Source organism: Stenotrophomonas pavanii (assembly GCF_900101175.1).
GTDB lineage: Bacteria > Pseudomonadota > Gammaproteobacteria > Xanthomonadales > Xanthomonadaceae > Stenotrophomonas > Stenotrophomonas pavanii.
The window spans coordinates 437,398-463,063 of the sequence record NZ_FNFQ01000001.1 but is presented as its reverse complement, the minus strand read 5'-3'; the positions used below and the strand labels follow the sequence as shown (position 1 = coordinate 463,063).

Genomic DNA, 25,666 nt, shown 5'->3' with positions numbered 1-25,666 from the left:
AAGCTGGCTATCCGTGGGTAGGCGGGGTGGGTCCGGTTGAGGGGGGCGCTGCAAGTACGTCCATGTAAGCTCGGTCGCCGCATCCATGCGGCTCACGCCCCCTCAACCGGACCCACCCCGCCTTCGACAGTTTCTCGCGAGCTGTTGGACATGCCGACGGGGTCGGATCCGTTTTCCGCAGGAAAACGGATCCGACCCCAGATTGATTTCGATATCTGACAGAAATTCATCCACGCATGGCGTGGATCTACCCGATCGCGGAAAACTGTCAGAGGTGGGGCGGTGTCGGAGGGCGGGGTGTCAGCCGCATGGATGCGGCTGCCAAGCCCCCATGGATGGGTTCACGGCGTCCCCGCACTCCGACACCGCCCCGCCAACCCACGGGATGCCAGCTTTTGCTTTTGCTGTTGCTTTTGCTGTCGCCTTGGTTTGATGCCTCGGCAGGTGCAGGGCGCAGCCCTGCCGACCAACCCTCAGTGCAGCAGGGCTGCCACCGCGGCGCGGAAGCCGTCCTGGGCCTGCCCGGAGTCGGGTGCGTAATGCAGCTGGCGCACGGCCCGGCCCAACCGGGCCGCCCCCACGAAGCCACAGCTCGCCTGCAGCCGATGCAACTGGCTGCGCAGCTGGCGCTCGTCGTGCTGGTCCACCGCCTGCTCGACCGCGTCGCGCACACCGGGCAACTCGGCCAGGAACAGCTCGCGCAGGGCGATCAGATGGTTGCGCTGGCCATTGAGCGCGGCCAACGCCGCAGTCTCGTCCCAGTCCTGCACCTGCAGTTCGACGGCGGCCGGGGCCTGCGCCACGAAAATTCCCGCCGGGCTGTTGACCAGGGCGCGGCGCACCGCTTTCAGCAGCTGGTCGCGTCCGAGGGGCTTGACCAGCGTGTCACTGAAGCCGGCTTCGCGCAGGCGGGCGTGGATGGCGGCATCGCCGTCGGCGGTATGCGCCAGCGCCGGCGTGTCCGGATGGGATCGGCGCAGCTCGCGCAGCAGCTGCGCGCCATTGCCGTCCGGCAGGTTGACGTCGATCAGCCACAGATCATGCGCACCGGGTTCGGCACTGGCCAGCGCACTGGCCAGCGAATCTGCGGTGTCCACATCCGCCGGTAACGTTTCCAACGCCGCCTTGAAAAAACCGCGGCTGATGATGTCGTCCTCGACAAGCAGGAAGCGGGGCCGTGCGGCCCGCGGGGTCATCTGCATCAGGGCTGCCTCCATGTCAGCTGGCCCAATCATCAAGCACGACGGCCACCGGCGCAAGCGGGTCCGGACCCCATCAGTCAGGATCTGCGACAATACGCCCCCATTTTTGCCCGCAGCCTGTTGCCACGTGGCCCGATCCCGCTCCCGCACCGACCGTACCCCGTTCCAGACCGAGATCCTCGACCTCAGCCATGATGGTCGCGGCGTCGCCCGCCGTGAAGGCGAGGGCGGCAAGGTCACCTTCGTCAGCGGCGCCCTGCCCGGTGAGGTGGTGAAGGCTGAACAGACCGCCCGCAGCCGACATTTCGACGAGGCACGCACGCTGGAGGTGCTGCAGGCCTCGCCGCAGCGGGTGACGCCGAAGTGCCCCCATTTCGGCACCTGTGCCGGTTGCGTGCTGCAGCACCTGGACGAGGCCCAGCAGATCGTCGCCAAGCAGCGCGTGCTGATGGACAACCTGGAGCGGATCGGCCATGTGAAGCCGGGCACCGTGCTGCCGCCGCTGGTCGGCGAGAGCTGGGGTTACCGCCGCAAGGGCCGCTTCTCGGTGCGCCGGGTCGAGAAGAAGGACAAGACCCTGGTCGGCTTCCGTGAACAGGATCCGCGTTTTGTCGCCGACCTCAGCCAATGCCTGACGGTGATTCCGGAGATCGGCACCAAGGTCGAGGCGCTGTCCACCTTCATCGAATCGCTCGATGGCAAGCGCGACATCCCGCAGATCGAGTTCATCGCCGGTGACCAGGCGGTGGTGCTGACCGTGCGCCACCTGCAACCGCTCAGCGATGCGGACCGCGCGGCCTGGGCGGCCTTCGGCCAGCAGCATGGGTTCGTGATCTACCTGCAGTCCGGCGGCGTGGACACCGTGCAGCCGCTGGACGGGCAGGGCGTGCCGCTGTCGTTCCGGCTGGCGCCGTGGGACGTCGAGCTGGCGTTCCGCCCGCTGGATTTCATCCAGGTCAATGCCAAGCTCAACGAGAAGATGATCGCCCATGCCTTGGACCTGCTGCAGCCGGGCGAGGACGAGCGCGTGCTGGACCTGTTCTGTGGCCTGGGCAACTTCACCCTGCCGCTGGCCCGCCGTGTGCGCGAGGTGGTGGGCGTGGAGGGCGATGCCGGCCTCGTCGCGCGTGCGCGTGAGAACGCCGAGCGCAACGGCCTGGCCAACGCACAGTTCTTCAGCGCCGACCTGACCCAGGACCAGCGCAGCACCCCGTGGATGCGCCAGGGCTTCGACAAGCTGCTGCTGGATCCGCCGCGCTCAGGGGCGATCGAAGTGCTGCAGCAGCTGCCGCTGAAGCAGTTCAAGCGCATCGTCTACGTCAGCTGCCACCCGGGCTCGCTGGCACGCGATGCCGGCTATCTGGTCAACGAACAGGGCTTTACCCTGGTCAGTGCCGGTGCGATGGACATGTTCCCGCACACCGCGCACGTGGAAAGCATCGCGGTATTCGAGAAGCGCTGAGCGGCGGTCATCACCCGTGGCGCATAATTGCGCCATGGGCATCGAAATCGAACGCAAATTCCTCGTCAGCAGTGAGGGCTGGCGCACCGCCGCGCATCGGGTGATCCCGATGGCGCAGGGCTACATCAACGACATGGGCGCGCTCGACCGCGGCACCCAGAACGCCTCGGTGCGCGTGCGCATCGAAGGCGACCACGCCGCGCTGAACCTGAAGTCGCGCACGATCGGCCATACCCGCCAGGAGTTCGACTATCCGATTCCGGTGGAGGATGCGCGCGCCCTGCTGGCGCTGTGCGTCGGTGGCCTGATCGACAAGCGCCGCCATCTGGTCGAACACGCCGGCCTGACCTGGGAAGTGGACGAGTTCCTCGGTGACAACGCTGGCCTGGTGGTGGCGGAGGTCGAACTGGACAGCGCCGACCAGGCGATCGACCTGCCGGACTGGGTCGGCGCCGAAGTGACCGACGATGCGCGCTACTACAACGTCGCGCTGGCCAGCCGCCCCTATTCACAGTGGTGAACCCCCAAAAAGGGGACGGAGGGGATTAAGTCGTCTTTACCCCGCCTGTGCGGGAAACGACCTAATCCCCTCCGTCCCCTTTTTTCGAGGGCGACGGGCCCCATGTGGTGGGGATGAGAATCGACATCTACTCCGACGTGGTCTGCCCCTGGTGCTGGATCGGCAAGCATCGTTTCCAGCAGGGCGTGCAGTTGCTGGGCGAGAACGCGCCTGACCTCGATATCCACTGGCAGCCGTTCCAGCTGGACCCGGATGCGGACGCTACCCCGGTGCCGCTGCGCGAGGCATACGTGCGCAAGTTCGGTGGCGTCGAGCGCACCGAGCAGATCCTCGGCCAGACCCAGACCACCGCGCGGGCCGAGGGCCTGCCGATGAACTTCAGCCGTGGCCAGGTGCGGGTGACCACGCTGCCGGCCCACCGGCTGCTGTGGTTGGCGGGCGAGCATGGCGTGCAGGACGCGGTCGGCGAGGCGCTGTTCCGCGCCCACTTCGAACATGGCCAGAACCTGGCGGACCCCTCGGTGCTGATCAAGGCCGGCGTGGCAGGTGGCCTCGACGCTGGCGAAATCGCGCAGATGCTGGCCTCTGACCGCGGCCTGGCCGAGGTCGAAGCCAAGCTCGGCCAGGCCCATGCGCTGGGCGTTTCCTCGGTGCCGACCTTCGTCATTGATGGAAAGTGGGCCATTTCCGGGGCACAGCCGCCCGAGGCCTTCGCCAACGCGCTGCGCCAGATCGCCGCCGAGCAGGGGGCTGCGGCCACCCCGGCGGTCGGCGACGAGGCCTGCGGCCCGGACGGCTGCAAGGTCTGAGCAGATCGGGGGCAGCGCCCTGCGGGGATCCGGCCCCGGGGTCAGATCCCCGCAGGGGCTCTGACCCCACACGCCTCCCCCTTGTTCTGACCCCTGCGCCTGTCGGCCGGTTCTGCGACAATGCGGCACTGCGCCATGCGGGCGCGTGTTGTGGAGATCGACCATGCTGCTGATCGGCGTTGCCGGCACCGAACTGACCGCCCAGGAACGCGACTGGCTGCAGCACGATGCCGTGGCCGGAGTGGTGCTGTTCAAGCGCAACTTCGCCTCGCGCCAGCAGGTGACCGATCTGAGTGCGGCGATCCGTGCCGCTGCCCCGCGCCCGCAGCTGATCTGCGTGGACCAGGAAGGCGGCCGGGTGCAGCGTTTCCGCGAGGGCTACAGCGCGCTGCCGCCGCTGCAGGACATCGGGGCGCTGTACGCCACCGATCCGCAGCAGGCGCTGGCGCTGGCCGAGCAACACGCCTGGCTGATGGCCAGCGAAGTGCGCGCCAGCGGCGTGGACCTGAGCTTCGCGCCGGTGGTCGACCTGGGCCGTGGCAACCGCGCCATCGGCAACCGTGCCTTCAGTGAAGACCCGCAGGTGGTGGCCGCGTTCACCGCCGCCTATGTGCGCGGCATGCACGCGGTCGGCATGGCCGCCACGCTCAAGCATTTCCCCGGCCACGGCACCGTGCTGGAAGACACCCACGTCGATACCGCGATCGATCCGCGCGCGCTGGACGAACTGCGCGCCCAGGACCTGGTGCCGTTCCAGGCCGGCATCGCCGCCGGTGCCGACGCGGTGATGATGGCGCACGTGATCTATCCGCAGGTGGCACCGGAGCCCGCCGGCTACTCACCGCGCTGGATCCAGGACATCCTGCGTGGCGAGCTCGGTTTCCGTGGCGTGGTGTTCTCCGATGACATCGGCATGGCCGCCTCGCACAGCGCCGGTGGCGTGCCGGCACGCGTGCACGCGCATCTGGATGCGGGCTGCGACGTGGTGCTGGTCTGCCACCCGGAACTGGTCGACGAAGCCCTGCACGCCGTGCAGGGACGCGCTCTGAACACTGCTGCGCTGCTGGGCCTGCTGGGCCGCGGCGCGCTCGGCTGGGACGGCCTGCTGGCCGATGCCCGCCATGGCGACACCCAATCCCGTCTGCTTGAAACCCTTGGAAGAACCGTCTGATGCCCAACCTCACCATTTCCCAGGCCCTGGCCCAGGCTGACCTGCTGGTCGACCGCCCCACCATCGACAAGGCCATCGCAGCGATCGCCGACGCCATCGCGCGCGATTACAAGGGCGAGGTGCCGCTGTTCCTGTCGATCATGCACGGTGCGCTGCCGTTCGCCGGCCAGCTGGCGCTGGAACTGGGCGCGCGTGGCCAGGACGTGCAGTTCGATTACCTGCATGCCACCCGTTACCGCGGCGAAACCACCGGCGGCGACCTGGTCTGGAAGCACAAGCCGGCCACGTCGCTGTTCGGCCGCCGCGTGCTGCTGGTCGATGACATCCTCGACGAGGGCTACACCCTGCAGGGCGTGCGCACCTGGTGCCTGGAACAGGGCGCGACCGACGTGCGCATCGCGGCGATGACGGTGAAGAAGCACGACCGCGCGCTGCCGGACGTCACCGCCGACTACGCCGGCATCGAACTGCCGGACCGTTACGTCTTCGGCTTCGGCATGGACGTCAACGAGACCCTGCGCTGCGTGCCGGCGATCTACGCAATGAAGGAGTAACGGCGCAGCTGCCTGCGACGCGTCTTCTTCCACCGCCGGCATCCTCGGGTGCCGGCGTTCGTCTTTCCCTGGAGTGCTTTGAATGCAACAGATCGCCCTGGCCGTGATCGGCGGTACCGGTGTCTACAACCTGGCCAAGCTCGACGACGTGCAGACCCACGAGGTCGACACCCGCTTTGGCCGCCCGTCCGGCCCGGTGCGCGTGGGCACGCTGCTCGGCCATCGCGTGGCGTTCCTGGCGCGGCATGGCGAGGGCCATTCACTGCCGCCGCACAAGGTCAACTACCGCGCCAATCTGGCCGCGCTGCAGCAGCTGGGCGCGCAGCGGGTGCTGGCATTGAACACGGTGGGTGGCATCACCGAGAACTTTGGTCCGCGCGTGCTGGCCTGCCCGGACCAGATCATCGACTACACCTGGGGCCGCATCAGCACGATCTGTGAAGAAGAAGGCACCGACGTGGTCCACGTCGATTTCGGCCATCCGTACACGCCGATGCTGCGCAGCAAGATCCTGGCCGCGGCCAGAGTGACCGGCGTCACGGTCCATGACGGTGGCTGCTATGGCGCGACGCAGGGCCCGCGCCTGGAAACCATCGCCGAGATCGCCCGCATGCGCCGCGACGGCTGCGACCTGGTGGGCATGACCGGCATGCCGGAGGCCGCGCTGGCACGGGAGCTGGGGCTGGATTACGCCTGCCTGGCGATCGTCGCCAACTGGGCCGCCGGCTGCGGTGATGGCGAGGAAATCACGATGGCCGAAGTGCTGGCCAACGTCCAGGCGGCCAGCAACGGACTTCCGGAACTGGTGGGCGAATTGGCACGGGGGTGATTGTCTTCCCCGAGCAAGCTTTGCATACTCAGCTTGTGCGCGGGTTCAGCGTACACCACCCATTCATTGCATAAGGTCTCGCATCACCATGCCGAACGGTACCGTCAAGTGGTTCAACGACGCCAAGGGATTTGGCTTCATCTCGCCGGAGGATGGCAGCGCCGACGTGTTCGCGCACTTCTCCGCCATCAACTCCAAGGGCTTCCGCAGCCTGCAGGAAGGCCAGCGTGTCACCTATGACGTGACCCAGGGCCCGAAGGGCGCCCAGGCTTCGAACATCACGCCGGCCGAGTGACCCACTCGACAGTGCGTTGAAAACCCCGCTCCGGCGGGGTTTTTTTTTGCCGGGTGCACGCAGTCCGTTCGCGATCCACCGGCCTCGGGCACAATGCAACCATGAAGGAACGACTGCGCATCGCCGTGATCGGCTACGGCACCGCTGGACAGGCTGTGTCCATCCTGCTCACCCGTGACGGCCACGAGGTGGAGATCTTTGAACGCGTGCCCGCGCCCGGGCCGGTCGGGGCCGGCTTCCTGCTGCAGCCGAGCGGCCTGCAGGTGCTGTGGCAGATGGGCCTGCTGGATGCGGTGCGTGCGCATGCCGCGCCGGTGCACCGCTTGTACGGCGATACGCCGTGCGAACGCGCCGTGATGGACATGCGCTATGAGGGCCTGGACGCGCGCCTGCACGGGCTCGGCATGCAGCGCGGTGCGCTGTTCTCGCTGCTGGACGAAGCACGTGCGGGCGCGGGCCAGCTGCATGCCGGGACCACCATCGCCACGGTGGATGCCGGGCAGGGCCGCCTGCGCGACAGCGAGGGGCGCGTGCACGGCCCGTTCGACCTGGTGGTGGCCGCCGACGGCGCGGCCTCGACGCTGCGCGGCACGATCGAAGGCGGTACCGGCCTGGATCGCGTGTATCCGTGGGGGGCGTTGTGGTGCCTGCTGCCGGCCGAGGACTGGCCGCACCTGCAGGAACTGCGGCAGCGCTACGTGGCCGCGCGCAAGATGATCGGGCTGCTGCCGGTAGGCACCCGGCCCGGTGACGATACGCCGCGCCTGAGCTTCTTCTGGAGCCTGCCGCGCGCCGACTTCGAGCGTTGGCAGGCCGATGGCATGGCGCCCTGGCTGGACGAGCTGCACGCGCTGTGGCCACAGGCCAGTGCGCGCTTCGCTCATCTGCGGGATGCCAGCCAGCTGGCGCGGGCGGTCTACCGGGATGCAGTGATGACACGCTGGCACCAGGGCCGCATGGTGCTGGCCGGCGATGCCGCCCATTCGATGAGCCCGCAGCTGGGGCAGGGCGTGAACATGGCGCTGCTCGATGCAGTGGCGCTGCGCGATGCCGTGCGCACCCATGGCGCAGCGGGCGAAGCGTTGCAGGCGTACCAGGCGCAACGGCGGGCGCACGTGGCGGTCTATCAGCGCTGGAGCCGTTGGCTGACGCCGTTGTTCCAGTCCGATCGCGATGCGTGGGCGAAGGCGCGCGACGTCCTGCTGGGCCCGATGGGGCGCCTGCCCGGCGGCCGCGGCCACATGCTGCGCGTGCTGAGCGGAACACAGCACGGCTGGTTCGGTTCACTCGCACTGGATCCAGCCTTCATCGATGCACTGGCCACCGCAGCGGACGCGCCTCCCATCAGTGCGATCGCCGCCAATGCGTGAACTGCTCCGTCACGTGAATTAACGGTTATCTCACCGCGGATATGCGAGAAGTGGATGGCACGCGATTGCGCGTCGCCCGTTTTCCTTTCCGTGATCAACATCGCGCATGGCCCCGGGCGGCGCTGCCGTTGCAGCCCGCTGCGGCCCGGATGCGCCGCTGATGTTGACGAGGAGGATGCCATGTTGTTCGCGGTCGAGGAGCTGGAATCGGAAATCTGCAAGCTGCGCGGACTGCTGCAGATGCTGCACGAGGACCAGCCCGACGTATTGGAGGATGTCTTCGAGTTCCACGTCGGCAGCCTGATCAGCCATGCATCGCCGGAACACCACCCGCGCATCCGCGCCTGCGCCCAGGAGATGCTGGCAGCCATCCGGGCCCTGCCGCGGCGACGCGGCGATGACACACCCGTGTTCCGCGTGATGCCGCAGCTGGACATCCGCCCGGCCTGATTCACGCCACTGGCAAGGTCACCACGCCGTTGTCCACGCAGGCGATCATCTGTTCGCCGCGGACGGGCACTGGCACGATGCCTGCCGTGAACGCGGAAAAGGCCGGCAGGATCGTCATTCGTTCGCGCAGCCAGAAGGCCGGGAAGCGGCGGCGCAATGCGGGCAGTGCGACCTGTGGATGCAGGTGGCCGGCGATCACGTGCCACGCCGGGTCTGCGCACGGTTCATGGCGCAGCAGGAACGGTGCCAGCCGCACCTCCTCGTGGATCTGCACCTGCAGCTGGGCATGCGGCAGCTGGCGGTCGTGGTTGCCGCGCAGCACATGCACCTCCAGCGCGGCATTGCGTTCGCGCCAGCCCAGCCATTGCTGGTACCACGCTGCGCGATGGGCCGGTCCATGCAGGATGTCGCCGAGGATCCAGAGTTCGCGGCAGGCGTACCTGTCCAGAAGTGACTGCAGTCGCTGCAGGTCTTCGCCGGTACCGCCGCGGGGCAGCGCAATGCCGGCGCGGCGGAACACATCGGCCTTGCCCAGGTGCAGATCCGCGATCAGCAGCGCCTGCCGCGCCGGCCAGTAGAGTGCGCGCGCGCCCGCCAGGGTCACCGGTTCGCCGGCAAGCAGCAGCGATAGTTCATCGGCCATGGCGGCGCTCGAGCTGCTGCGCCGCGCGTTGCACGCGGGTGCGCCAGTCTTCGTTGCTGAACTGCCCGCGCAGGCGTTCGGCCCACAGTGGAAAGCCCAGGGGCGAGAGCGATGCAGGGCGCTGCATCGACATGCGTCGCGCGCCGATCCGGACCAGCACCTGGCGTAGCCCCGGCAGATCAAGGCTGTCATGCAGCACTTCGCGTTCGGCCAGCGCCAGCAGCAGGTGCTCGGGGTCATGCTCGCGCAGTACGTCGTACAGCAGGCCCGCTGAGGCCTGCAGCTGGCGCAGCGATCGTGGCATGCCTCCGGGCAGGCTGGGTACCAGCAGGCCTGCGACGCGCGCGATGCCACGGAACTGGCGCCGCGCCAGCTCGCCCAGGTTCACCGCCGCACGCAGATCGTCCAGCAGCTGATCGGGGCTGAACAGCGCATGCCATTGCGCCGCGTCCAGGTCGATCGCCTGCGCCGGTGCCAGCACCAGGCCGTGATCATTCACGGCATAGCCGATGCTGTTGCGCTGCTGGCGGGTGCACCGCAGTGCCAACAGGGCGGCCAGCGCCTCGTGCACGTGGCGTCCGGCAAAGGGATAGACGAACAGGAACTGGCCTTCGCGGCGGCGTACGTCTTCCAGCAGCACGTGGTCCGGGCCGGGAAGCGCCGACACCTGCTGCTGAAGTGCCAGCAGCGGTGCCAGCCAGCGCGCTTCGGCACTGTCGTCGGCGCCTGACAGCACCGACTCCAGTTCGCTGCCGAGTGCCATCGACAGCGGCAGCTGGCCTCCCTGCCAGCGGGGCACGACACCGTCACCGCGCCCGCGTGCCAATCGCACGAAAGCGGTCATGTCGCGCAGCTGCACCAGTTCCAGCAGGCGCCCGGCGAACTGGAAGCGGTCTCCGCGGCGCAGGCGGCTGGCGAACTGTTCCTCCACGGCGCCGAGGCTGGCCCCGCGCAGGAACTGCACGCGCACGCTGCCATCGCTGCTGATGGTGCCGATCGACAGACGGTGGCGCAGTGCCTGGCGCCGGTCGTGCATCCGGTAACGGCCATCGGCGTCCTGCACGACCTTGTGGAAGTCAGGGTACTGGGCCAGGGCCTGGCCCCCCTGCACGATGAAGGTCAGCACGGCCCGCCACTGGTCCTCGGCCAGGGATGCGAATGCATGGGTGCGCCGGACCTGCGCCAGCAGCGCATCACCGTGGAAGCCACCGGCCAGGGCGCGGCTGACCGCATGCTGGGCCAGGACGTCGAGCGACAGCGTCGGCGGCCTGCGTGCTTCGACCACGCCTTCGGCCAGTGCACGACGCACGGCTGCGTACTCGGCCAGTTCCAGCGCATGGCTCGGCACGCACAGGATCGCGCCGCTGGCACCGGGACGATGGCGCGCACGTCCGGCGCGCTGGCGCAGGCGGGCGACGCCCTTCGGGCTGCCCAGCTGCAGCACCTGTTCGACCTCGGGAAAGTCCACGCCGAGGTCGAGGCTGGAGGTGGCGACCACGCAGCGCAGCGTGCCTGCACGCAGCCCGTCTTCCACCTGCTGGCGCAGCACCGGATCCAGCGAACCGTGGTGCAGCGCGAGCGTGTCCTGTTGCTCGGGCCAGACCGACGCCAGCGCCTGATGCCACAGTTCTGCCTGTGCACGGGTGTTGGTGAACAGCAGGCTGCTGCGTGCCTGCATCAATGCGTCCAGCACCCGCGGCAGTTGGGCCAGGCCCAGGTGCCCGGCCCAGGGAAAGCGTTCACCGGGTTCGGGCAGCAGGCTGCGCACCGTGGTCGCACGCGGGCGTACACCCTGCACGATCGGTGCATCGGGTTGCCCGGGCAGCAGCACGTCACGGGCTTCATCCAGATTGCCCAGCGTGGCCGAAAGCCCCCACAGCTGCAGCGCGGGGGCGGTGTCGCGCAGCAGCGCCAGGTTCAGCTGCAGCAGCACACCCCGCTTGTTGCCCAGCAGCTCATGCCACTCGTCCACCACCACGCAGCGCAGCTGGCGCATGCGTGCGAGCGTATCGGGATAGCTCAGCAGCAGCGCCAGCGATTCGGGCGTGGTCACCAGGACGTCGATGCGGCCCTCGCGTGCCTGCCGCCGTTCGCGGTTGCTGGCGTCACCGCTGCGAAGTCCCACGCGCCATCCCAGTCCCAGCCCGTCGACGACCGCCTGTAGCGCGCGTGCGGTGTCACTGGCCAACGCGCGCAGGGGCGTTACCCACAGCACCTGCAGCGGGCGCACCGCGCTTGCGCGCCGTGGCAGCGGCGGTGGATCGATCATCGCCTGCAGCAGGGGGCCGCCGAACATCGCCAGCGTCTTGCCGCTGCCGGTGGGCGTATGCAGCAATCCGGATTCGCCGGCAAGGTAGTGCCGCCACATTGCGCGCTGGAACGGCAGCGAACGCCAGCCTTGGGCCGCGAACCAGTCTTCCAGCCGGCGCAGCGCCTGGCTGCGCTTCATCGGGCCAGCGCCTGCAGCGTGGCCAGCTGATCGGCCTCGCTGGCCGGCTTGTCCTGGCGCCAGCGCAGGATGCGCGGAAAACGCACGGCGATGCCCGACTTGTGGCGGCTGCTGCGGTTGACTGCCTCGAAGCCCAGTTCGAACACCTGTTCGGCGCGCACACTTCGCACCGGTCCGAAGCGCTCGCGCGTGTTGGCGCGGATCCAGCGATCGAGCGCGAGAATCTCCTTGTCGTCCAGCCCCGAGTACGCCTTGGCCACCGGCACCAGCATCTCGCCGTCCCACACGCCGAAGGTGTAGTCGGTATACAGCGTGCTGCGCCGCCCGTGCCCGGCCTGGGCGTACAGCAGCACCGCATCGATCGTGAGTGGATCGACCTTCCACTTCCACCAGTCGCCGCGTCGGCGGCCGGCCTGGTAAGCGGACAGCCGCCGCTTCAGCATCAGTCCTTCCACCCCGCGTTCGCGCGCGACGTCGCGCAGTGCGGCGGCATGCGGCCAGTCGTCAGCGGCAACCTCGGGCGACAGCTGGATCCGCGCATCCGCCAGCGCACCGAGGACGCTGGCGAGCCGGGTGCGCCGCTCCTGCAGGGGCAGCTCACGCAGGTCAACGCCATCCTGTTCCAGCAGGTCATAGGCCAGCACGCGCACCGGCGTGTTGCGCAGGGTCGCTGCACCGGGCTTGCGACGCTGGATGCGGGTCTGCAGTGCGGTGAATGCGCGCGGCAGGTTGGCGGCCTCGTCCCAGGCCAGCAGCTCACCGTCCAGCACGCAGCCGTCGGGCAGCGCCAGCGCCGCCTGCTCGATCTCGGGAAAGCGGCCATCCAGCCGCTCCTCACCGCGTGACCAGAGCGCGACCTCACCACGCCGGCGCAGCAGCTGCAGGCGGATGCCATCCCATTTCCATTCCAGCAGCCAATCGCCGATCGGCCCGAGGCGCTCCGCAGGTTCGCTTTCCAGTGGCGAGGCGAGGAAGAACGGGTAGGGCTGCTGCCGGTCCAGCGGCAGCTCGTCCGGTGACAGCAACTGAGCCAGCAGTCCGGGCGAGGGCACCCACTCGCCGAGCATGCGCTGGGCGATGCGTGCTATGTCCAGGCCGGACCACTCGGCCAGCGCCTGCTGCACCAGTCGCTGCGAAACGCCTACGCGCAGGGCGCCGGTCAACAGCTTGTTGAACACCAGGCGTTCGCTGCTGCAGAGCTGCGTCCAGCCCGCGACGACCGCCGCACGGCGGACCGGTTCGGGCTGGTTGGCCACCGCCAGCAGGTGCTGTTCGATCCATTCGGCCAGGGGGCGGTCGGGCGCCGGCTGTTTCGGATCATCCAGCAGCAGGGTCAGCGTTTCGGCCAGGTCGCCCACCTGCGCATAGCTGTCTTCCACCAGCCACGGGGGCAGCCCCGATGCGTCGGCGATCCAGGCGCGCAGTTCGCCGCTGGCGGCGATCTTGCGGCGTGCGCCACCTACCTTGCCACCGCTGAGCAGGTACAGCGCCCATGCCGCGTCATGCGCCCCTGCCTGGCGGAAGTAATCGACCAGCGCCGCACGCTTGTCCAGCGTGGCGGTGCTGCGGTCCAGCCGTTGGTAAAGCGCAGCGAAGGCCTTCATTCCTCGCTCCCGAAATCCGTGCGGAAGGCTTCGGCGGCCACGCCGCGCTCGCGCAGGAAGGGAATCAACGCATCGGTGTTGCCGTGCGTGGCGATCACCCGGCGCGCGCCGGTCTGTTCAATGGTCTGCAGCAGCGCCGGCCAGTCGGCGTGATCGGAAATGACGAAGCCGCGATCGACATTGCGACGCCGCCGGTTGCCGCGAAGCTGCATCCAGCCGGAGGCAAAGCCGAGCTGGTGGCGGCCGAAACGACGCATCCACGGCGTGCCTGCCGCCGACGGCGGCGCCAGGATCAGCTGGCCGGCCGCATCCGGCTGGCGTCCCTGTTCGGCAACCGTGTGCGTCTCCAGCAGGGGCACGCCCGCCTGCCGGTAGACCGCCACGCCGTTGGCGATGGCACCGTGCAGCCAGGCCGGGCGGTCGTCCAGCGGCAGCAGCTCGGCAAGCACGCGCTGTGCCTTGCCGAGCGCGTAGCACAGCAGGATCGCAGCCTCGCCGCGTTGTTCGCATTCGCGGCGCCACGCCACGATCTCGGCCGCCACCGCCGGCGTGTCCGGCCAGCGGTAGATGGGCAGGGCGAAGGTGGCTTCGGTGATGAAGGTATCGCAGGGCACCACCTCGAACGGCGCGCAGGTCGGGTCGGGCTGGCGCTTGTAGTCGCCCGAGGCCACCCAGACCTGCCGGCCGTCGTCGATGCGCACCTGCGAGGAGCCGAGCACGTGTCCGGCCGGATGCAGCGATACCTGCACCTGGCCCAGGCCGAACGGCACGCCTTCGGCATGCGCCTGCACCTGCACGTCGCCCAGGCGCCAGCGCAGGATCGGCAGGCTGCCTTCGCTGCAGTGGTATTCACCCATGCCGGGGCGTGCGTGATCGCCGTGGCCATGGGTGATCACCGCACGCGGCACCGGTCGCCAGGGATCGATATGGAAATCGCCGGCGGCGCAGTACAGCCCCTCCGGGCGCAGCACCACCAGATCGTCATTGCCTGCCATGGGCCCACTGTGGCCTGCGCCTCGTGCACGCAGTGAGAACCGGCCTGAACACGGGCTTGGCGGATCATGCGGCACAATCGGGCCGCAGACTTCTTGGCGCCAGGATGGACCGGATGAGTGGACCCCGCTTCGACAGCAACGCGCCGTTTGAAACGCATGTGGTGCTGAACCAGCCACCGCCGTTCGCGGGGCGCCAGTTGTGGACCGACGACGTGGCGCTGATGGAAGCCGTGCAGCGCGAGGGCGCTGGCAGCTTCGCACCGCGACTGGATGTTTATGGCGGGTTGGCCGGTGACGAGCTGTACCGGCTCGGCTTCGATGCCAACCGCGATCGCCCGCGCCTGCGTACGCATGATGCGCAGGGCCATCGCATCGACACGGTGGAGTTCCATCCGGCCTATCACCAGTTGATGGGCACGGCCAAATCGCACGGCGTGGCCGGACTGTCCTGGCACGAGCCGCAGCCTGGCGCGCACGTCGCGCGTGCGGTGCTGAGCTACCTGCATCACCAGGCCGAGGCCGGCACCAGCTGCCCGCTGACGATGACCCACGCTGCGGTGGCGGTGCTGTGCACGCAGCCGCACCTGGCCGAGTGGGCACGCAAGGCCGCGGCGCCGGTCTATGACCCGCGCGACGTGCCGGTGGCCGACAAGGGCGGCATCACCCTGGGCATGGGCATGACCGAGAAGCAGGGCGGCTCGGATGTGCGCGCCAACAGCACGCGCGCCGAACCGATCGATGGCGAGCGCTATCGCCTGGTCGGCCACAAGTGGTTCTTTTCCGCACCGATGTGCGATGGCTTCCTGGTGCTGGCGCAGGCGCCGGGCGGGCTGACCTGCCTGTTGATGCCGCGCCGGTTGGCCGACGGTGACCGCAACGCATTCCGGTTGATGCGGTTGAAGGACAAGCTCGGCGACTGGGCCAATGCCTCCAGCGAAGTCGAATTCTGCGGTGCGCAGGCCTGGCGTGTGGGCGACGAAGGGCGCGGCGTCGCCACCATCATCGGCATGGTGATGATGACCCGCCTGGATTGCATGCTGGGCGCCGCAGCGGAAATGCGCATGGCGCTGGCCCAGGCGCTGCACCACGCACGCCATCGCCGCACCTTCGGCAAGCTGCTGGTCGAGCACCCGTTGATGACCAACGTGCTGGCCGACCTGGCGCTGGAATCGGAAGCAGCCACGGTGCTGTCGATGCGCATCGCACGTGCGGTGGACCGCGCCGCCGTGGATGCCAGCGAGGCCGCGCTGGCGCGGCTGGGAACGGCACTGGGCAAGTACTGGCTGTGCAAGCGCGCACCGGCCTTCGTCAACGAAGCGCAGGAATGCCTGGGCGGAGCAGGCTATGTGGAGGAATCAATGCTGCCGCGGTTGTACCGGCAGGCACCGTTGAATTCGATCTGGGAAGGCAGCGGCAACATCCAGTGCCTGGACGTGCTGCGCGCGCTGGCACGCGAACCGGAGACGCTGGCGGCGCTGCGCGCTGAGCTGGCGGCGGTGGCCGATCGTGATGCGCGCTACGCGGCGGCGCTGCAGCGTTGGGCAGCGGCGCCGGCGCCCGACGAGTCGCAGGCACGGACGTTCTGCGAGCGCACTGCGCTGCTGCTGCAGGCGGCGCTGCTGCTGCGTGCGCGCAGCCCGATGGCCGAGGCGTTCGTGCGCAGTCGGCTGCAGGGGGAGCATGGCCTGGCATTCGGTACGCTGCCGGCGGGCGTGGATCTGTCGGCAATGCTGGCGCGTGCGCTGCCGTAGGGGCGCCGTGCATACGTCCGTGCAGGCCCGGGCGCGCCATCCATGCCGCTTGCGCCCCTGCGCCACCTGCCCGCGGGCAGAGAGCGAAAAGCAGAAAAGCCGCGGCGGCGCCGCGGCTTTCCTGTAGCGCCGGGCCCATGCCCGGCTGATACGACGTCGCTAAGCGCCTCAGTGCTTGGCTTCTTCCTTGGCGGCGTTCGCCTTCGCGTCATTGGCGACATCGCGTGCCTTGTCGGCGACCTTCTGCGCGGCATCGGCAGTTGCGTCACTGGCGTGGGCAGCGGCATCGGTCGCCGCGTCCTTGGCCTTGTCGGCGGCGTTGGCGGTGGCGTCTGCGGCCTTGTCCAGGGCCTGCTGGGTGTCGGCCGCGGCCTGCTCGGAGGCGGCGGCCGTCTTGTCGGCGGCTTCGCGGGTCGCGGCGGCGGCCTTGTCCACGGCGTCGCGGGCGGCAGCGCCGGCACTGTCGGCGGCCTGCTGCGCGTCCTGCTTGGTCTGTTCGGCTTCCGGGCCCTTGCAGGCAGCCAGCGCCAGCAGCAGGGAAGCAGCCAGCAGAGGCGTGGTGATCGGGCGAATCTTCATGGCGGTCTCCGGTGCTGCAATGGATGGGGACGCCAGCCTATTCATGCCGTTGTGAAGACGGGGTCGCGATGCAGCGGCGTGGTCGCCGGCATCGCTACAAAGAAAAAGCCGCTGGCGAACCAGCGGCTTTTCCAGAACAGCGTGAAGAAAGAAGTTATTACTTCTTGGCTTCTTCAGCAGCGTCCTTGGCCTTTTCAGCGGTAGCTTCGGCAGCCTTGGCGGCGTCCTTGGCTTCGCCAGCAGCGGCGTCGGTGGCAGCAGCGGCGGTCTGGGCAGCGGCGTCGACCGAAGCGTCAGCAGCGGTGGCGGCGGTGTCAGCGGCCTGCTGGGCAGCAGCGGCGGTCTGGGCGCCGGCAGCGGCGGCCTGGTCGGCAGCAGCCTGGGCTTCGGTGGCGGCTTCGTTGGCCGAAGCAGCGGCGTCCTGGGCAGCTTCCTGCTTCGAGCAGGCGGCCAGGGCCAGAGCCAGGGACATCGCGACCAGCAGCTTGTTGATGCTCATTGTGTGAATCCTCGTCGTTAGATTAGGCAACGCGCAACTGCGCGCCGACAACATGATGACAAGCCAAGATTGGGTGTCAAGCGATCCCGCATTCATTTTTGCGAAATCATCGTTAAATCGTTTTAAATCAATTCGATGGCAATTGCCGTTGCTTCGCCGCCACCAATGCACAGGGTGGCAATGCCGCGCTTGCCACCGCGCGTGCGCAGGGCGTTGACCAGCGTCACCACCAGGCGCGCACCGGAGGCACCGATGGGATGGCCGAGTGCGCAGGCGCCGCCATTCACGTTGAGCTTGTCGTGCGGGATACCCAGTTCGCGCATCGGCGCCATCGCCACCACGGCAAAGGCTTCGTTGATTTCGAACAGGTCGATCTGGTCCAGCGACCAGCCGGTCTTGGCCAGCAGCGCGTGGATCGCGCCGATCGGGGCGGTGGTGAACCACTCCGGTTCCTGCGAATGGGTGGCGTGGCCGACGATGCGCGCCAGCGGCGTGATACCACGCGCGGCAGCCTCTTCCTCGGTCAGCAGGACCACCGCAGCGGCACCGTCGGAGATGCTGGAGGAACTGGCTGCAGTCACGCTGCCATCCTTCTTGAAGGCCGGGCGCAGGGTCGGGATCTTGGCGATGTCGGAGCGGCCCGGCTGTTCGTCGGTGGCGACCTCCACGTCACCCTTGCGGGTGGCGACCTTGACCGCGACGATCTCGTCGGCGAACGCGCCGCTGGCCTGCGCGGCCTGCGCGCGCTTGACCGATTCGATCGCGTAGGCGTCCTGCTCCTCGCGGCTGAACTGGTACTTGTCCACGGCGCACTCGGCGAATTCACCCATGGCCTTGCCGTCGTAGGCATTGACCAGGCCGTCGTGGGCCATGTGATCGACCGCCTGGAAGTTGCCGAAGCGGTTGCCGGTGCGCGAGTTCGGCAGCAGGTGCGGGGCGTTGGACATCGATTCCATGCCGCCGGCGACCACGATGCTGGCCGAGCCGGCCTTGATCAGGTCATGGCCGAGCATGATCGTCTTCATGCCCGAGCCGCACACCTTGTTGAGGGTGGTGGCGCCGGTCGACAGCGGAATGCCGGCGGCGATCGCGGCCTGGCGGGCGGGCGCCTGGCCGAGGTTGGCCGGCAGCACGCAGCCCATCAGGACCTCGGAGACGTCGCTGGCCGGGACACCCGACTGTTCCAGGGCGGCAGCGATGGCGGCCGCGCCGAGGGTGGGGGTCGGCACGCCGTTGAACTGGCCGAGGAAGGAGCCGATGGCAGTGCGCTTGGCGGCGGCGATGACGATGTTGGACATGGCAATCTCGTTGATGCGTAAGCAATGTTCGGAAAGGAGACCGTGGACGTTGGAAGCGCCCCGGTTTCCCGGCAGACTGCGTGGGGGTCGGCCCAAGTATAGAGGGTCGGGAAGGGCTGCCGCTGGGCAGCGCCGCACGCCTGCCGGGATGTAGGCAGGCCAACGTTCATGGGAAGGAATCGATGGAACGCACGATGAGGGTGAAATCCGCGCTGGCAACGGCGATGGCGATGGCGTTGACGGCATGCGGGGGAGGCGGGGGCGGCGGCAACGTCCGCATTGATCCTCCTCCGACCACGCCGACACCCCCGACCACGCCTCCGCCGACGACACCGCCGCCGGCCAAGCCGCAGGAGCCGGCGTTCGACGCGCACCTGTCGGTGACCAATGCGCGTGCCGCACAGGCCGCCGGCCTGACCGGGCAGGGGGTGCGCATCGGCATCGTCGATTCGGGCGTGCAGCGCAACGCGGCGGCGCTGAACGGGCGCGTGGTGGCCAACCTCAACTACATCGATCCCGCCCGCAACAACCTGCAGGTCGACGACGTGGTGGGCCATGGCACGGCGGTGGCCAGCCTGGCCGCTGGTGCGTCGGTGGGCTCCTGGCCGGGCGGCATCGCCCCCGGCGCACAGATCGTTTCGGCGCGGATCATCGCCGACAAGCCGCCGGTCGATGACGGCAGCGGCAAGGGCAATTCCTTCAGCGGTCCGCTGGGTGTGGCGCAGGTCCACCAGGACCTGATCAGCTACAACGTCAAGGTGATGAACAACTCCTGGGGCGGCCTGTACTGGACCGACCTGCCGACCACGGCCCAGGTGGCGGCCGAGTACCGTCCGTTCGTCATCAACCATGGCGGCCTGGTGGTGTTCGCCGCCGGCAATGATGCGCGCGCCGAACCGAGCAGCCTGGCCGCACTGCCCAGCCAGCAGGGCGTTGCCGGCTCGCTGCCGGCGGCCGACCTGGAGCGCGGCTGGCTGGTGGCGACCGCGGTCGACCCCTACACGCCCGGTACGCTGGCCAGCTATGCCAACGCGTGCGGCCAGGCCGCGCGCTACTGCCTGGCCGCGCCGGGCAGCGCGGTCTATCCCGATGCCAATGGCAGCACCTATTACTGGAACTACGGTACGTCCTTCGCCGCGCCGCTGGTTTCCGGCGCCGCCGCACTGGTCTGGCAGCGCTATCCGTATTTCGACAACAACCTGGTCCGGCAGACCCTGCTGGGGACCGCCAAGGACATCGGGGCGCCCGGCGTGGATGCGGTGTTCGGCTACGGCCTGCTCGACATCTCGCGGGCGATCAAGGGGCCAGGGCGCTTCGACTGGGGCGATGTGGTGGCCAATGTCGATGCGCCGTCGAGTGGCTCGCTGTGGAGCAACGACATCGTCGGCAGCGGTGGCCTGGTCAAGCAAGGCGGGGGCACCCTGGTGCTGGGTGGCAACAACAGCTACAGCGGCGCCACCCGCATCGAGCGCGGCATCCTGTCGCTGCAGAACGGCAGCGTGATCCGTTCCAACGTAACGATCCTGGCGCAGCCCGATCCGGATTCGACCGGCCTGCAGTTCAATGGGGGGACGCCGCGCGTGATCGGCAACGTGGTCAACGGCAGCAGCGTGTTCCTGACCACCGGCAACACCACCGGCACCATCGAGGGCAACTACACCCAGCAGGCGGGCGCACAGCTGATGATCGCGCTCGGTGCCAATGCGCTGCAGGTCACCGGCAACGCCACGCTCAATGGCGGCGTGCGCGTGCATGGCTTCGTTTCCGGCTATGTGCCGCAGAACGGCAGCCGCCAGGACCTGATCCACGCCGCCGGTGGCCTGAGCGGCACCTTCAGCAGCCCTGCCACCTCCAGCGGCCTGCAGGGCCTGTCGCTGCTGCAGAGCAGCTACGGCTATGACAGCAACACGGCCTGGTTGAACCTGACCCAGGTCAGCGTCACCGCAGCGGCGGCCGGGCTCACGGCCTCGGCGCAGTCCGCCGCGCAACGCGTGGAAAGCGCATTCGGCGCGCTCGATGGCAGTCCCGCCCTGCAGGGCTCGGCCTTCGGCACGGCGGCCGGTGCGCTGCAGTGGACCGGCGGCGGCAGCGAAGGCCTGGCGGCCAGCCTGCAGAGCCTGTCCGGGCAGGCCCATGCACGGGCCGAGTCGGCCACCTTCGACAGCATCGACATGTCACGCCGTGCGATCGCCGAGCGCTTCGATCGCGTGCAGGCGGCGCCACGCCTGCGCGGGGCCTGGCAGAGTGCGCTCGGCGAGGCCGGGCAGGGCAGTTTCGCCGGCAACGCGGCCGACAGCCGTGGCTGGATGGCCGGCCAGGACCTGCCGCTGGGCAGCGCTGGGCTGATGGGCGTGGCTTTTGGCGAAACCCGCAGCAACGGTGGCAACAGCTTCGGCGGTGATCGTGGCCGTGATCGCCAGGCGCAGGCGCAGTTGTACGCCGGCTGGAACCTGGGCCGGGGCTATGCGCTGGCCCAGGTCGGCAGCGGCCAGTTCACCCGTGCGCTGGATCGCCAGCTGCTGCTGGGCGCGGGCGCGTACGGTGTTTCCGCGCGTTATGGCGGACGCTTCAGCAGCGCCAGCGTTGAAGGCGGCTACCGCTTCGGCCGCGCGGGCGCGTCGTTGACGCCGTACCTGGGCGCCAGCACCACGCGCGTGGACACCGATGCCTTCAACGAGCGGGGCGGTTTCGGCTTTGGCCTGCGCGGTGAGGCCAACCGCGTGCAGCGCAGCCAGATGCTGGCCGGTATCCGTGGCGAACGCGGCTGGGGCCGCTGGACCCTGCGCGGGCACGCCGAGTGGCAGCAGCGGCTCGACGGTGCCGATGCGGACTGGCAGGCCAGCTTCGTGGGAGTCGATGCCTGGGCGCCGCTGGCGGGATGGAACACGCCGCGCGGCAGTGCGCTGTTCGGCGTGGCGCTGGAGTCGTGGTGGGGCCGCACTGGCCGCCTGAGCCTGGGCTTCGACCAGCGCGTCGGCGGTGAAGGCGCGCGCCAGGCGGCGTTGCGCTACAGCACCGGGTTCTGAACGGGCGGTCGCGCCGGGTCGAAAGCCCCGGCGCGACATCGCAGGCTCAGCCGCCGCGCAGGTTGCCCAGGCGCGGGGTGCTGCGGCCGAGCGGCATCTTCAGCTTGCCGATCGACAGGATGCGGCTTTCGGCGATGCGGTCGGCCGCACGCTGCGGCGCGATGTTCTCGCGCTGCGACAGTTCGAAGATGCGGGTGAGGTTGTGGTAGATGCTGCGGATCAGGCGCATCGCGCGTTCGCGGTTGTAGCCGTCGATCTCCAGCGACACGTTCATCACGCCGCCGGCGTTGACCGCATAGTCCGGTGCGTAGAGGATGCCGCGTGCGTGCAGCTCATCGCCGATCTCCAGGCTCGACAGCTGGTTGTTGGCGGTACCGCAGATGATCCTGGCCTTGATGCGCGGCAGGGTGTCGGCGTTGATCGCGCTTTCCAGCGCGCACGGTGCGAACACATCGGCGTTCACTTCGTGGATCTCGTCCGGCTTGACGGCTTCGGCGCCGAAATCGCTGACTGCACGGTCGACCAGCGCGCTGTCCAGGTCGGTGACATACAGCTTGGCGCCGCGATCGCGCAGCAGCTTCACCAGTTCCATGCCGATGTGGCCCAGGCCCTGCACCGCGATGCTGGTCTTGCCCACTTCCTCATGACCGAACTTGAAGCGCATCGCCGCCATCAGCGCCTGCAGTGCACCGTAGGCTGTGAACGGCGCCGGGTCGCCGGAGCCGCCATGGACCTGGTGCACGCCGGTCACGAACTGGCTCTCCAGGTAGATGTTCTCCATGTCGTTGACGTCAGTGCCGACGTCCTCGGCAGTGATGTAGCGCCCGCCCAGCGAGTCGACATACCGGCCGAACGCGCGGAACAGGACCTCGGTCTTGTCCACTTTCGGGTCGCCGATGATCACCGCCTTGCCGCCACCAACGTTGAGGCCGGCCAGCGCGTTCTTGTAGGTCATCGTCCGGCTCAGGCGCAGCACATCGGCCAGCGCCTCGTCGGTGCTGGCGTAGGGACGCATGCGCACGCCGCCCAGGGCCGGGCCCAGGGTGGTGTTGTGGATGGCGATGATCGCCCGCAGGCCGGCATCGTGGTTGTGGCAGAACACCACTTGTTCGTGGCCGGTGGTGGCGAGGGTTTCGAATAGCATGGCGTCTCCGATGGCGCGAACAGCGGCGAACTGCAGCGAACGGCCAGTGAACGGTAGGGTCCCAAAACAAAAAAAGCGACGTCGTCATGGCAGGGGGACGGGTCGCGCGGCGCCATTCTAGTCCATTCCCCCGGCCGATGCCGTCGAGGTTGGCGGGCTTTCGGTTAAAGAAGATGAAAGTGCGGCCGATGCTGCGACGACGGCGGGTGGCCGGACGGGCGTGAAGAGGCAGGCGGTCAGTGACGGCAAAGGCACTACAACGACAGGTCGGGCGGCGATGACACGGGCCTGGTGGCGGTCGCTGCGCAGCTGGTTGTCGCGTTCCACCGGGACGGCACCGTCGCGGCTGGTCGCTGCGTCCCGCCAGGCCGTGGCTGCCGCAGCGGCCAGCCTGCAGGGCGAGCCGCTGCCATCGGCGGAAATCGCTGGCCACCTGCAACGCGGGCTGCATGCGCTTGCGCTGTATCCGCGGCTGGCCGGCGAGCCGACGCCGGTGCACGACCCGGGCCTGGGCGAGGCGGTGGCGCGCGCGCTGCAGGACCGCGACTGGGCGGCCAGGCAGCTGCCGCGCCGGCCGCAGCTGCTGCCGCAGCTGATCCAGACCGTCAACGACGATGCCGCCTCGGCACGGGTGATGGCCGCGATCATCGGCCAGGACCCGGTGCTGACCGGCAACCTGCTGCGCATCGCCAACAGCCCGGCCTACAAGGTCCACGAGCGCCCGGTCGAGACCCTGCAGCGGGCGGTGACGCTGGTCGGCACCGAAGGCGTGCGGCAGATCATCAGCGCGGTGCTGGTACAGCCGGTGATGCAGGTGCAATGCGAGGTGTTCCCGCAGTTCAGCACGATCATCTGGGAGCACGCGCTGCTGGCATCACGCGCCGCGGCCGACCATGCGCGCACGGTGACCTTCGGCGATGCCTTCGCCGCGCAGTGGCTGGGCCTGGTACAGGGGCTGGGCGCTGCCCTGGTGATGCGCCAGTTGCTGCAGGAGGCACAGGCCCGCGGCGAGGCCGTGGAGCCGGCGCTGGCCCTGCAGCTGCTGCAGCAGTGGTCGTTGCCGTTGGCGCAGCGCGTCGCCGCTGCGTGGGAATTGCCTGAGCCGGTGCACCAGGCCCTGGCGGTGGATGCACAGGGACCGCTGGCCGACAGCCTGCGCCTGGCCAGCGCTGCTGCAGCGGCCAGCCTGTTGTGCCGCCATGGGCATGCCAGCCAGAGCCGCATGCTGGCCCTGCTGGAACAGCTGCCGACCGCGCCGCCGCACGCCTTGCGCTGGATCTGGCGACGCCTGCATGGGCGCAGCGTGGAGACGCTGGATGACGCCGGGCACGCGCCGGCCGGCACCGCGCGCTGAGCGCTACAGCTGCGATTCGACCGGCAGCCAGCTGATCACGCGCGACAACCAGCGCTTGCGCGCTGTTGCCCCTGGCTCGGCCTCGACCCAGTGTGGCGGCGGTTCGCGCTCCAGCCAGCGCAACCGGCGGCGGTCGTCCAGCGCCAGCCACCAGCTGTGCCTGGGGTCAGCCAGGCGCAGGTATTCGTCCCGCAGCTGTGCACCCAGCACCGGATCGTCGAACAACACACCCATTTCAGTGTTCAGGTAGGCCGAGCGCGGGTCCAGGTTGAAGGAGCCGACGAAACCGCGGCGGTCATCGATCAGGAATGCCTTGGTATGCAGGCTCGCGCCGCTGCTGCCGAACACGCCGGCATCGCCGGACTGTCCCTGTGCCTTCAGCTCGTACAGGTGGACGCCGGCTTCCAGCAGCGGCACGCGGTAGCCCATGTAGCCCCCGTGCACGGCGGCGACGTCGTTGGCGGCCAGCGAATTGGTGACCACGCCCACCTGCACGCCCCGCCCGGCCATCGCCGAAAAGCCATCCAGGCCCTCGTTGCCAGGCACGAAGTAGGGCGAGATCAACAGGGCCTTGTGCCGGGCGGCCTGCAGCTCGCTGATCAGGGTCGACACCAGCCAGGCGGCGCGATCATCCCTGCGGTGCTTCATCGGCGGGTCCGACACGATGCGCACTGCACCGCTCCAGTGCAACGGCTCGGGGCTCGGGCGCTGCCGCTGGCGTGATTCGGCCACGCGCGCAAGGTACGGGCGGGCCACGTCCCGCTGCGCCTCATGGTCCGATTCGCGCACCAGCAGGCGCAGTTGTGCGTCGGTATGGAAGGCAAGCGCGGATACCGGAATGGCGGTTTCGCTGTTCCAGTAGTCGTCGAAGATCCGGTTGGCCTGCTCCACCGCGGGGCCGGCGACCAGCAGGTCCAGATCCTGGAAGTTCACATCGGTGCGCGCGCTGAAATACTCCTCGCCGATGTTGCGGCCACCGACGATCGCGACGCGGCCATCGGCGATCCAGCTCTTGTTGTGCATGCGGTGGTTCACGCTGAAGAAGCGCTGCACCATCTCCACCATGCGCAGGATGCCGGTCCGGTTGCGGAACGGGTTGTACAGGCGGATCTCGATGTTCGGATGGGCATCGAGCGCCATCATCAGCGCGTCCTTGTCCTTGGCATTCATGTCATCGAGCAGGATGCGCACGCGCACGCCGCGCTCGGCGGCGTCATACAGCGCCTTGGCCATCAGGTGGCCGATCAGGTCGTCGTGCCAGATGTAGTACTGCAGGTCCAGGCTGCGCCCGGCCTGGGTGGTGATCATCGCGCGCGCGGCGAAGGCATCCATGCCATCGCTGAGGAAGGCCACGCCCGACTGGCCGGGATGGGCCGCCTGCAGTGGCACGATCTGCTGGTCGATGCGGGTCTGTGCCGGCTGCAGCGGCAGCACGTGCGAAGGCGCGCCATGCGCCTGCGGCGTGAGATGGTCGGCCAGCAGCAGTCCGGACAGGACCAGCAGCACCAGCGCGGCGAGGATGATCGCAGCAACACGCAGCAGGCGTCGCCACAGCGGCTTGGGCAGGCTCATTCCCCGATGGTAGAGCTACGCCATGCGTGAAGGAATGCCTGCAGGATCGATAGGGGGTCAGAGCCCTTGCCTGCGGCAAGGGATCTGACC

Annotated in this window: 22 protein-coding genes; 12 read left to right on the top strand and 10 right to left on the bottom strand. The window is 68.8% G+C overall.

Annotated elements, in window-relative coordinates; translation table 11 throughout:
- Positions 1 to 473: 473 nt before the first annotated feature.
- Positions 474 to 1,202 (bottom strand): response regulator, encoded by a 729-nt coding sequence (locus tag BLS66_RS02220; RefSeq protein ID WP_074725082.1) that lies wholly within the window; start codon positions 1,200 to 1,202, stop codon positions 474 to 476.
- 127 nt (positions 1,203 to 1,329) lie between these two features.
- Between BLS66_RS02220 and rlmD the strand changes: the two genes are divergently transcribed.
- From rlmD to BLS66_RS02175, 9 genes are all read left to right on the top strand, one after another.
- The gene (gene rlmD, locus BLS66_RS02215) at positions 1,330 to 2,664 is read left to right on the top strand and encodes a 23S rRNA (uracil(1939)-C(5))-methyltransferase RlmD (RefSeq protein WP_053461033.1); all 1,335 of its coding nucleotides are present in this window, start codon (positions 1,330 to 1,332) and stop codon (positions 2,662 to 2,664) included.
- A gap of 34 nt (positions 2,665 to 2,698) precedes the next feature.
- Positions 2,699 to 3,184, top strand: a complete 486-nt coding sequence (locus BLS66_RS02210; protein WP_074724979.1) for a CYTH domain-containing protein — start codon at positions 2,699 to 2,701, stop codon at positions 3,182 to 3,184.
- 113 nt (positions 3,185 to 3,297) lie between these two features.
- On the top strand, positions 3,298 to 3,993 hold the full coding sequence (locus BLS66_RS02205) for a DsbA family oxidoreductase (RefSeq protein ID WP_074724978.1): 696 nt from the start codon (positions 3,298 to 3,300) through the stop codon (positions 3,991 to 3,993).
- Between the two features lie 163 nt (positions 3,994 to 4,156).
- Positions 4,157 to 5,164, top strand: a complete 1,008-nt coding sequence (gene nagZ, locus BLS66_RS02200; RefSeq protein ID WP_053506378.1) for a beta-N-acetylhexosaminidase — start codon at positions 4,157 to 4,159, stop codon at positions 5,162 to 5,164.
- Entirely contained in the window at positions 5,164 to 5,718 is a 555-nt protein-coding gene (locus BLS66_RS02195) for a hypoxanthine-guanine phosphoribosyltransferase (RefSeq protein ID WP_005418223.1), read from the top strand. The genes nagZ and BLS66_RS02195 overlap by 1 nt, the downstream gene beginning before the upstream one ends.
- 82 nt (positions 5,719 to 5,800) lie before the next feature.
- Positions 5,801 to 6,547 carry an S-methyl-5'-thioinosine phosphorylase gene (locus tag BLS66_RS02190; RefSeq protein ID WP_049467884.1) on the top strand — a complete coding sequence of 249 codons (747 nt, stop codon included), beginning with the start codon at positions 5,801 to 5,803 and terminating at the stop codon, positions 6,545 to 6,547.
- 88 nt (positions 6,548 to 6,635) lie between these two features.
- On the top strand, positions 6,636 to 6,842 hold the full coding sequence (locus BLS66_RS02185; protein ID WP_005410590.1) for a cold-shock protein: 207 nt from the start codon (positions 6,636 to 6,638) through the stop codon (positions 6,840 to 6,842).
- Between the two features lie 101 nt (positions 6,843 to 6,943).
- Positions 6,944 to 8,212: an FAD-dependent oxidoreductase gene (locus tag BLS66_RS02180; RefSeq protein WP_074724977.1), complete on the top strand. Its 1,269-nt coding sequence runs from the start codon at positions 6,944 to 6,946 to the stop codon at positions 8,210 to 8,212.
- Between the two features lie 180 nt (positions 8,213 to 8,392).
- A complete protein-coding gene (locus BLS66_RS02175; RefSeq protein WP_049467888.1) occupies positions 8,393 to 8,662 on the top strand; it encodes a hypothetical protein in 270 nt (89 codons plus the stop codon).
- Position 8,663: 1 nt separating this feature from the next.
- Here the strand turns inward: BLS66_RS02175 and pdeM are convergent, their stop codons facing one another.
- From pdeM to BLS66_RS02155, 4 genes are read right to left on the bottom strand one after another with little or no spacing between them, the layout of a single operon-like run.
- Entirely contained in the window at positions 8,664 to 9,305 is a 642-nt protein-coding gene (gene pdeM, locus BLS66_RS02170) for a ligase-associated DNA damage response endonuclease PdeM (RefSeq protein WP_074724976.1), read from the bottom strand.
- Positions 9,295 to 11,754 carry a ligase-associated DNA damage response DEXH box helicase gene (locus tag BLS66_RS02165; RefSeq protein WP_074724975.1) on the bottom strand — a complete coding sequence of 820 codons (2,460 nt, stop codon included), beginning with the start codon at positions 11,752 to 11,754 and terminating at the stop codon, positions 9,295 to 9,297. The genes pdeM and BLS66_RS02165 overlap by 11 nt, the downstream gene beginning before the upstream one ends.
- Positions 11,751 to 13,358 (bottom strand): ATP-dependent DNA ligase, encoded by a 1,608-nt coding sequence (locus tag BLS66_RS02160; protein ID WP_074724974.1) that lies wholly within the window; start codon positions 13,356 to 13,358, stop codon positions 11,751 to 11,753. The genes BLS66_RS02165 and BLS66_RS02160 overlap by 4 nt, the downstream gene beginning before the upstream one ends.
- Positions 13,355 to 14,353, bottom strand: coding sequence for a ligase-associated DNA damage response exonuclease (locus BLS66_RS02155; protein ID WP_053506374.1), 999 nt, complete (start codon positions 14,351 to 14,353; stop codon positions 13,355 to 13,357). Before BLS66_RS02155 ends, BLS66_RS02160 begins: the two co-directional genes overlap by 4 nt.
- Positions 14,354 to 14,466: 113 nt before the next feature.
- Between BLS66_RS02155 and BLS66_RS02150 the strand changes: the two genes are divergently transcribed.
- Positions 14,467 to 16,104, top strand: a complete 1,638-nt coding sequence (locus BLS66_RS02150) for an acyl-CoA dehydrogenase family protein (protein ID WP_074724973.1) — start codon at positions 14,467 to 14,469, stop codon at positions 16,102 to 16,104.
- A gap of 168 nt (positions 16,105 to 16,272) precedes the next feature.
- On the opposite strand, the gene BLS66_RS02145 is transcribed toward BLS66_RS02150, so the two are convergent.
- From BLS66_RS02145 to BLS66_RS02135, 3 genes are all read right to left on the bottom strand, one after another.
- Complete coding sequence (locus tag BLS66_RS02145; protein WP_074724972.1) at positions 16,273 to 16,683, bottom strand: hypothetical protein; 411 nt, start codon at positions 16,681 to 16,683, stop codon at positions 16,273 to 16,275.
- A 157-nt stretch (positions 16,684 to 16,840) separates the two neighbouring features.
- Positions 16,841 to 17,182: a hypothetical protein gene (locus BLS66_RS02140; protein ID WP_049467903.1), complete on the bottom strand. Its 342-nt coding sequence runs from the start codon at positions 17,180 to 17,182 to the stop codon at positions 16,841 to 16,843.
- 122 nt (positions 17,183 to 17,304) lie between these two features.
- Positions 17,305 to 18,480 (bottom strand): thiolase family protein, encoded by a 1,176-nt coding sequence (locus BLS66_RS02135; protein ID WP_057493162.1) that lies wholly within the window; start codon positions 18,478 to 18,480, stop codon positions 17,305 to 17,307.
- A gap of 182 nt (positions 18,481 to 18,662) precedes the next feature.
- Between BLS66_RS02135 and BLS66_RS02130 the strand changes: the two genes are divergently transcribed.
- Positions 18,663 to 21,506 carry an autotransporter serine protease gene (locus tag BLS66_RS02130; protein WP_074724971.1) on the top strand — a complete coding sequence of 948 codons (2,844 nt, stop codon included), beginning with the start codon at positions 18,663 to 18,665 and terminating at the stop codon, positions 21,504 to 21,506.
- Positions 21,507 to 21,552: 46 nt separating this feature from the next.
- On the opposite strand, the gene BLS66_RS02125 is transcribed toward BLS66_RS02130, so the two are convergent.
- A complete protein-coding gene (locus BLS66_RS02125) occupies positions 21,553 to 22,650 on the bottom strand; it encodes a Glu/Leu/Phe/Val dehydrogenase dimerization domain-containing protein (protein ID WP_049467908.1) in 1,098 nt (365 codons plus the stop codon).
- A gap of 277 nt (positions 22,651 to 22,927) precedes the next feature.
- Between BLS66_RS02125 and BLS66_RS02120 the strand changes: the two genes are divergently transcribed.
- Positions 22,928 to 24,004, top strand: a complete 1,077-nt coding sequence (locus tag BLS66_RS02120) for an HDOD domain-containing protein (protein ID WP_074724970.1) — start codon at positions 22,928 to 22,930, stop codon at positions 24,002 to 24,004.
- Positions 24,005 to 24,007: 3 nt separating this feature from the next.
- On the opposite strand, the gene BLS66_RS02115 is transcribed toward BLS66_RS02120, so the two are convergent.
- Positions 24,008 to 25,576 carry a phospholipase D family protein gene (locus tag BLS66_RS02115; RefSeq protein WP_049467913.1) on the bottom strand — a complete coding sequence of 523 codons (1,569 nt, stop codon included), beginning with the start codon at positions 25,574 to 25,576 and terminating at the stop codon, positions 24,008 to 24,010.
- Positions 25,577 to 25,666 lie beyond the last annotated feature (90 nt).

What these genes read in the sequence shown, in the direction of transcription:
- BLS66_RS02220 (WP_074725082.1), bottom strand. Translation starts at nt 1,202, where the DNA reads ATGCAGATGACCCCGCGGGCCGCACGGCCCCGCTTCCTGCTTGTCGAG.
- BLS66_RS02210 (WP_074724979.1), top strand. Translation starts at nt 2,699, where the DNA reads ATGGGCATCGAAATCGAACGCAAATTCCTCGTCAGCAGTGAGGGCTGG.
- BLS66_RS02205 (WP_074724978.1), top strand. Translation starts at nt 3,298, where the DNA reads ATGAGAATCGACATCTACTCCGACGTGGTCTGCCCCTGGTGCTGGATC.
- nagZ (WP_053506378.1), top strand. Translation starts at nt 4,157, where the DNA reads ATGCTGCTGATCGGCGTTGCCGGCACCGAACTGACCGCCCAGGAACGC.
- BLS66_RS02195 (WP_005418223.1), top strand. Translation starts at nt 5,164, where the DNA reads ATGCCCAACCTCACCATTTCCCAGGCCCTGGCCCAGGCTGACCTGCTG.
- BLS66_RS02190 (WP_049467884.1), top strand. Translation starts at nt 5,801, where the DNA reads ATGCAACAGATCGCCCTGGCCGTGATCGGCGGTACCGGTGTCTACAAC.
- BLS66_RS02185 (WP_005410590.1), top strand. Translation starts at nt 6,636, where the DNA reads ATGCCGAACGGTACCGTCAAGTGGTTCAACGACGCCAAGGGATTTGGC.
- BLS66_RS02180 (WP_074724977.1), top strand. Translation starts at nt 6,944, where the DNA reads ATGAAGGAACGACTGCGCATCGCCGTGATCGGCTACGGCACCGCTGGA.
- BLS66_RS02175 (WP_049467888.1), top strand. Translation starts at nt 8,393, where the DNA reads ATGTTGTTCGCGGTCGAGGAGCTGGAATCGGAAATCTGCAAGCTGCGC.
- pdeM (WP_074724976.1), bottom strand. Translation starts at nt 9,305, where the DNA reads ATGGCCGATGAACTATCGCTGCTGCTTGCCGGCGAACCGGTGACCCTG.
- BLS66_RS02165 (WP_074724975.1), bottom strand. Translation starts at nt 11,754, where the DNA reads ATGAAGCGCAGCCAGGCGCTGCGCCGGCTGGAAGACTGGTTCGCGGCC.
- BLS66_RS02160 (WP_074724974.1), bottom strand. Translation starts at nt 13,358, where the DNA reads ATGAAGGCCTTCGCTGCGCTTTACCAACGGCTGGACCGCAGCACCGCC.
- BLS66_RS02155 (WP_053506374.1), bottom strand. Translation starts at nt 14,353, where the DNA reads ATGGCAGGCAATGACGATCTGGTGGTGCTGCGCCCGGAGGGGCTGTAC.
- BLS66_RS02150 (WP_074724973.1), top strand. Translation starts at nt 14,467, where the DNA reads ATGAGTGGACCCCGCTTCGACAGCAACGCGCCGTTTGAAACGCATGTG.
- BLS66_RS02145 (WP_074724972.1), bottom strand. Translation starts at nt 16,683, where the DNA reads ATGAAGATTCGCCCGATCACCACGCCTCTGCTGGCTGCTTCCCTGCTG.
- BLS66_RS02140 (WP_049467903.1), bottom strand. Translation starts at nt 17,182, where the DNA reads ATGAGCATCAACAAGCTGCTGGTCGCGATGTCCCTGGCTCTGGCCCTG.
- BLS66_RS02135 (WP_057493162.1), bottom strand. Translation starts at nt 18,480, where the DNA reads ATGTCCAACATCGTCATCGCCGCCGCCAAGCGCACTGCCATCGGCTCC.
- BLS66_RS02130 (WP_074724971.1), top strand. Translation starts at nt 18,663, where the DNA reads ATGGAACGCACGATGAGGGTGAAATCCGCGCTGGCAACGGCGATGGCG.
- BLS66_RS02125 (WP_049467908.1), bottom strand. Translation starts at nt 22,650, where the DNA reads ATGCTATTCGAAACCCTCGCCACCACCGGCCACGAACAAGTGGTGTTC.
- BLS66_RS02120 (WP_074724970.1), top strand. Translation starts at nt 22,928, where the DNA reads ATGACACGGGCCTGGTGGCGGTCGCTGCGCAGCTGGTTGTCGCGTTCC.
- BLS66_RS02115 (WP_049467913.1), bottom strand. Translation starts at nt 25,576, where the DNA reads ATGAGCCTGCCCAAGCCGCTGTGGCGACGCCTGCTGCGTGTTGCTGCG.